6 protein-coding genes and 1 other RNA gene are annotated in these 5950 nt (G+C 50.4%); 1 reads left to right on the forward strand and 6 read right to left on the reverse strand.

The window, feature by feature from the left end; genetic code table 11:
- Positions 1 to 902 precede the first annotated feature (902 nt).
- The gene (locus KDK15_RS14290; protein ID WP_257296059.1) at positions 903 to 1463 is read left to right on the forward strand and encodes a hypothetical protein; all 561 of its coding nucleotides are present in this window, start codon (positions 903 to 905) and stop codon (positions 1461 to 1463) included.
- A gap of 154 nt (positions 1464 to 1617) precedes the next feature.
- Here the strand turns inward: KDK15_RS14290 and recR are convergent, their stop codons facing one another.
- The 6 genes from recR to KDK15_RS14320 all read right to left on the reverse strand — a co-directional run bounded on the left by recR (position 1618) and on the right by KDK15_RS14320 (position 5824).
- The gene (recR, locus tag KDK15_RS14295) at positions 1618 to 2217 is read right to left on the reverse strand and encodes a recombination mediator RecR (protein WP_257296060.1); all 600 of its coding nucleotides are present in this window, start codon (positions 2215 to 2217) and stop codon (positions 1618 to 1620) included.
- Between the two features lie 79 nt (positions 2218 to 2296).
- On the reverse strand, positions 2297 to 2623 hold the full coding sequence (locus tag KDK15_RS14300; RefSeq protein WP_257296061.1) for a YbaB/EbfC family nucleoid-associated protein: 327 nt from the start codon (positions 2621 to 2623) through the stop codon (positions 2297 to 2299).
- Between the two features lie 67 nt (positions 2624 to 2690).
- Positions 2691 to 3320, reverse strand: a complete 630-nt coding sequence (locus KDK15_RS14305) for a DNA polymerase III subunit gamma/tau C-terminal domain-containing protein (RefSeq protein ID WP_257296062.1) — start codon at positions 3318 to 3320, stop codon at positions 2691 to 2693.
- Positions 3298 to 4845, reverse strand: coding sequence for a DNA polymerase III subunit gamma/tau (dnaX, locus tag KDK15_RS14310; RefSeq protein WP_257296063.1), 1548 nt, complete (start codon positions 4843 to 4845; stop codon positions 3298 to 3300). Before dnaX ends, KDK15_RS14305 begins: the two co-directional genes overlap by 23 nt.
- Positions 4846 to 4999: 154 nt before the next feature.
- Positions 5000 to 5096, reverse strand: an RNA gene (gene ffs, locus KDK15_RS14315) — signal recognition particle sRNA small type.
- Positions 5097 to 5248: 152 nt separating this feature from the next.
- Positions 5249 to 5824 (reverse strand): TMEM165/GDT1 family protein, encoded by a 576-nt coding sequence (locus KDK15_RS14320; protein ID WP_257296064.1) that lies wholly within the window; start codon positions 5822 to 5824, stop codon positions 5249 to 5251.
- Between the last annotated feature and the right edge of the window lie 126 nt (positions 5825 to 5950).

Consider the following 5950-nt stretch of genomic DNA (forward strand, 5'->3'; position numbering starts at 1 on the left):
CACCACAATGGGGTTGTGGGGGTCGGAGGTTCAAATCCTCTCGCTCCGACCAGATCAGATTTATCTATCTCTCAGATTTAACCACTTCATATCTCCCCATACCATCAAATCAAAAGTAGTGATCGTAAAAAACGTTCAAGTTCAGCAAATCCGGAAGGACCAAACGAAGGGGGCAGGTGAATCATAAATGGGCCCAGAGGCCCTTCAACACACCCAACCGCTTAAAAAACTGCTGACGCGCATCTCTACTGGATATATGCCCACTGTGAGTGACCGTTTTGGCAGTTTATAAAGAGAAACAAAAGCCGGGGCTATACCTCCAACTGGCGACTGTTTGCAAGCATCCGAGCCCTGCGACAGAGCCGATGTTGGCTATACTAGTTGCTGATCTTAAAGACTACACCTCGAACATGTGATTGCCATGACTTGGGCCGGGGCAGTTGAATTAAAACATTTATCCTGGATTAATAGTGAACTTGAACGCAGTAGCCAGCGCTCCAAAACTGCCGATGATGGGCAGTGCCCGAGGTACAGTTGCGGATGTTTACAGCAACAAAGTGTTGTGGGGCGGATACCATATTCGCAATGTGGAAGCTTTTCCGAACGAAAATCAAGAGTATCTCGATTCATTACCGAGTAGTCTTTGCGTTGATTGTAAAGGATTGGCACGAAGCGTGGTGCAAACAGGTTGCGGCTATCATTTATGTGACGACTGCAGCCATTACAGAAACCTTACAATCCCGCCAGATCGTTTATGCCACCAGTGCTCAGCTAATGGAGTACCTCCTGATCAGGAAAATATAAATACTTGCAAATTTACCTTTCCTGATCTGTGTAAGAGACGCTCAATCGACAAATTTTACCTCAAGTGTCCATTTACCGATTGTCAGTGGCAAGGTCCAATGGCTGAAATATATGGTATGCACGAAAGTGAACATCTGAAGAATTCCCCCCCTTCCTCTCTCAAAAATCTGTGCAGGCGGGTGATTCAACGCACTTTCCATCAGAAAACCACTTTGTCAAAAGAATGTGCTGCGTTGCCTCTGCCACCGGGGCTGAAAAAGTATCTTTCTTTTGTGCCCGGATACACACCCGGCAATCGGTCAGCCAAAGCCTATATAGAAAGATACTTTGCGGCAACAGATACCAGTGGTTTGCTGGTTTACCTGTTTCTCAATAAACAGGATCGGGTAATTTGCATGTGGCCCGCGGTCGTGGAGAATCCTTCTGATTTTGTCAAAAAAAATACTGCACACTTTGTTATCAAGAAGGCCCTGGCCCTCAGGGCGTACTCTGTTCAGTTTTACTACCGCCCGAAAGAATGTGATCCAGCATGTGCAGGTGACACCGTAGCTAAATACTTGCAGCGGAATGATCGGTTTTACGACAATACCAGGGATTTCGACAATTTGAACCGTATTAACGGTGTGACTCTTTGGAAATCCATGGTATGGCATGGTTAAAAAAGTGGGAACCTTGTTGTAACTTAACAGTCAGATGACCAATTCTCATGATGCATGCTTCCACTGGTTCCTCCCTTGAACATCTGTGCAGGTTGACCATTCAACGCCACTTCGGTCACATTACAATTCTGTTAAGCGATTGATCAACCTTTGGTCAGAATTCAACCTTTTTGCGGCCTGCCAGGGCATGAGCCAGGGTACCACCATCCACAAACTCAAGCTCACCACCCAGGGGAACACCATGGGCAATGCGAGTGGCCGTCACCCCGAGGGATTTCAGCTCTTCGGCAATATAGTGCGCCGTGGCCTCTCCTTCTACCGTAGGGTTGGTTGCCAGGATGACCTCTTCAACCTGATTATCAGCCACCGTTTTCAACAGGTGTTCAATGCCAATATCTTCCGGGCCGATACCATCAATAGGCGACAAATGCCCCATTAAGACAAAGTAACGCCCTGAAAATCCACCTGCCTGCTCAAAAGCCATAACATCCGAAGGATTCTCGACAATGCACAAAAGCTTTTCATCTCTGCCGGGATTAGCACAGATCTGACAGACTGGCTCTTCCGTCAGTGTACGGCAATGCCCGCATCGCCCCACCCCTTCGGCAGCCTGCCTGAGAGCAGCCGACAAGCGCACAGCCCCGTCGCGGTCCCTTTCCAGCAGGTGCAACGCCATTCTCTGGGCCGAACGCGGCCCCACGCCTGGCAGACAGCGCAATGACTCCATCAATTCCCTGATCATGGGGCTGAACATAAACAAAACCTGAATAACAATGATATCGCTACCCGACACCCATTAGTTCTACATAACAAAAGCGTCGGACGTTAGGCGTTTAGAATGGTAATTTCATACCGCCTGGAAGGCCGAGTCCTGAGGTGAGCTCACCCATTTTTTCCTTGTTGTTCTCTTCTACTTTACGAACCGCATCATTGATAGCAGCAGCCACCAGATCTTCCAACATCTCCTTGTCTTCTGCAAAAAGGCTCGGATCAATTTCCACCTTACGCACATCATAACGACCGGTCATGATCACCTTAACCAGCCCGGCACCGGCTTCGCCAGTGACTTCTGCATTGGCCAACTCCTCCTGGAGTTTCTCCATATCTTCCTGCATTTTCTGGGCCTGCTTCATCAGATTGCCCATACCACCTTTAAACATATTGACCTCTGCACAAAAACACCAAAGGAGAATCACCGGAATTCACCGATAATCCCACCCGGGCTTTCTACTTGATGATATTACCTAGTGGCTGAATCGAGTCATCCAGCACCATGGCAGAAAAGGTCTCAACCAACCCCTTTACCCTGGCATCTGAATAGATACTCTCTCTCGCTTCCTGGAGACGCTCGGCAATTTTCCGTTCGCGCCAGGCTGCAGGAGTTTCATTAACAATACGACCAGTGTCAATTGACAGTTTAACGGACTGTGCAAAATAATCACACAGCGCCTTTTCCATACGCTGTCGATGGGTGTCGTTGTAGAGCGTGCTGCGCTGTTCATCAAGTCGCAAGCGGATAGCACCCTGCTCACTGCCAACAAACTCACAATGGGAACCAATGGTGCCTGTCACCCCTCCCAGGGGAAGGCCGCGAAAAACCTGAACCCAGCTTACAGAATCCATCTGCGTTAATGGCACCCGATCTTCTTTTGCCGGTAATTCCACCACAGCCCTGACTGGTGCTTCAGGGGCACCACCCCCTTGCAGACTCAGAGACTCGTGAGCAGAGGCATCCACCACAGTGGCAGATTCCTGATATTCGTCTCCGGACGTCCAGTGTGTCTGCATATCATCCAGTGAGGGAGCAGTATCATGATCATCATAAACTGGCGACTCAAAGCCCCCCCCCCTGGTCATAAGCTGACAGTGGAACGGCCTCCGGGATCGGCGGTGCATCTTCGCTGACCACAGTCTGAGAGGTGATTTCCTCTGGTGGTGTCTTTGGTAGCTCATCAGCAATAGCAGGAGGCTCAAAGGTATCCCTGTGACCAATACTCTGAACTGAAGGGTTTTCGCGTTCAATCTTTTCATGAACAGTTTCATGAACAACAGCAGGAGCATCAACTTGTTGGGTAACGGGCTCAGGCTCCGGATCAGAGGCACCTTCCTCATCAGAGGTGCTTTTGTGAGATGAATAGCCCTCAGCCAATGAAGAGCCCTCAGCCAATGAAGAGCCCTCAGCCAATGAAGGGCCTTCAGCTGATGAAGGTGCGACATTGTTTGCCGACAGCGATGCAACCGTTGCCACATCATGCTTTGCACCAGAAATATCAAGCGGCCTGCCTGCCGCTGGCGCGCCATCGGGCCGGAACGCCAACATACGCAGCAAGGCCATTTCAAAACCACCACGGGGATCCGGTGCCAGGGGCAGGTCTTTCTTGCCCACAAGACCAATCTGGTAATAAAGCTGAACATCCTCGGCCGTCATTGATGATGCCAGCGCTATGACCTGTTCACGATCACCCTGACTGTTATCAACAGCATCGGGCACAGCCTGGGCAATAGCCACCCGATGTAACAGGGACAGAATATCATCCAGTACCGCCAGATAATCCGGTGAATGTTCTGCCAGGGATGAAACAGAGCCAAGAATATGAGCCGCGTCGGCCGTGGACAGCGCCATCACCATCTTCATCACCTGACCCTGGTCAATGGTACCCAGCATCGCCCCCACCTCAGCCTCACTAACCCGCCCATTGCCAAAAGCAATAGCCTGATCCGTCAAACTGAGGGCATCACGCATACTGCCATCGGCAGCACGGGCCAGCTGCCACAGGGCCGCCACTTCGCAGGGGATCTGCTCCTGTCCAAGGATATTCTCCAGATGGCCGACAATTCGCTCTGGCGTCATGTTCTTCAGGCTGAACTGAAGACAGCGGGACAAAATAGTTACCGGTAACTTCTGAGGATCGGTGGTTGCCAGCAGGAATTTTACATGGGGAGGCGGCTCTTCCAGCGTTTTTAACAACGCATTAAAACTGTGCGGCGAGAGCATGTGCACCTCATCGATCAGGTACACCTTATAGCGCCCACGGGTTGGTGCATACTGGACGTTATCCAACAGCTCCCGGGTATCTTCTACCTTGGTTCTGGAGGCGGCATCCACTTCAATCAGGTCAACAAACCGACCATCATTAATCTCTTTACAAGCTGAACACTGGCCACAGGGGATCGAGCTGACCCCCTGCTCACAATTCAGACACTTGGCAAAAATACGGGCAATGGTGGTCTTACCCACCCCCCGGGTACCGGTAAACAGGTAGGCATGGTGAAGACGATCCTGATCCAGGGCGTTAACCAACGCCTGAAGAACATGAGATTGCCCTACCAGCTCTTTGAAAGAGCGGGGTCGCCATTTGCGTGCAAGAACCTGATAGCTCATTGAGTAGCGTCAACACCTGATGTCGGAATTAAAGAGTATCTATGCTAACCAAGAAGCCTTGAAATTGCACGATCAGGAAGCGTTGAAGCTGTGTTTGAACGAGAGTTTTTGGGGGGGGAGAAATATCCGGAACAACCGAAATAATGGAGGCAAACCCTGCCAGCCACACCCCGGCACATAATGTCACTACTACCGTTGCTCCCTTCCGGGCCTGGCGGGGTTCGTAGCTGATTATTGCGGGGGGACCGGCAAGATCCACCATAGAAACCGGGACATCGCGTCCCGATGCAGCGCATTCTGCACAAAACCCGATCTGACGTCAACTGCCAGCGTACACCTGGCCATCATTTTATTCAGAATCGGCCCCCCGTGTTTTTCAAGCTGGTCAGCCGGAAAAAAAACATTATGATTGATACACCAGAGCCATCACGCCCAACACGGCAAACAACAACGCAGCTCCACGGCGAATCCATTGCAGTGGCAGCCTTTCTGCCAACTTCTCACCAAAGAAAACCACAGGAATATTGGCCAGCATCATGCCCAGCGTAGTACCACCAATCACCATGATCATTGCAGAATAGGCCGTTGCAGAAAATTCAGCCGCCAGAAGCACAGTCGCGACCTGAGTCTTATCACCCATTTCAGCCACAAAAAACAGAGCCAATGTCGTTAGAAAAACACCATAACCATTCATTGGCCCATCACTGTCATCCAGCTTATCCGGTATCAGTGTCCATGCAGCAACGGTGAAAAAGGAGGCGGCAATCAGATATTGAAGAATATCGGGGGAAATCCAGGCGACCACCCAGCTGCCAAACCAGGCGGCAACGGCATGGTTCAACAGAGTGGCCAGCAAAATAGCCAGAGAGATCAGCCAGGGAGCGCGAAACTGCAACGCCAGCATCAGGGAAAGCAGCTGGGTCTTGTCACCGATTTCAGCGAGAAAAACAACCAATGCGGAAAGGGAAAAGGTTTCCATAACAGGCCTTACGCATCAAGAGAATAGTTCTCATTAACCCGACAGTTTGATCACAAAATAAACCCTGCTCAAGATTTTAATGCCCTCATCAAACAACAAATAATGGATGGTCTGGTGAGTAAATCT

This window comes from Endozoicomonas sp. YOMI1 (assembly GCF_024606345.1).
Lineage (GTDB): Bacteria > Pseudomonadota > Gammaproteobacteria > Pseudomonadales > Endozoicomonadaceae > Endozoicomonas.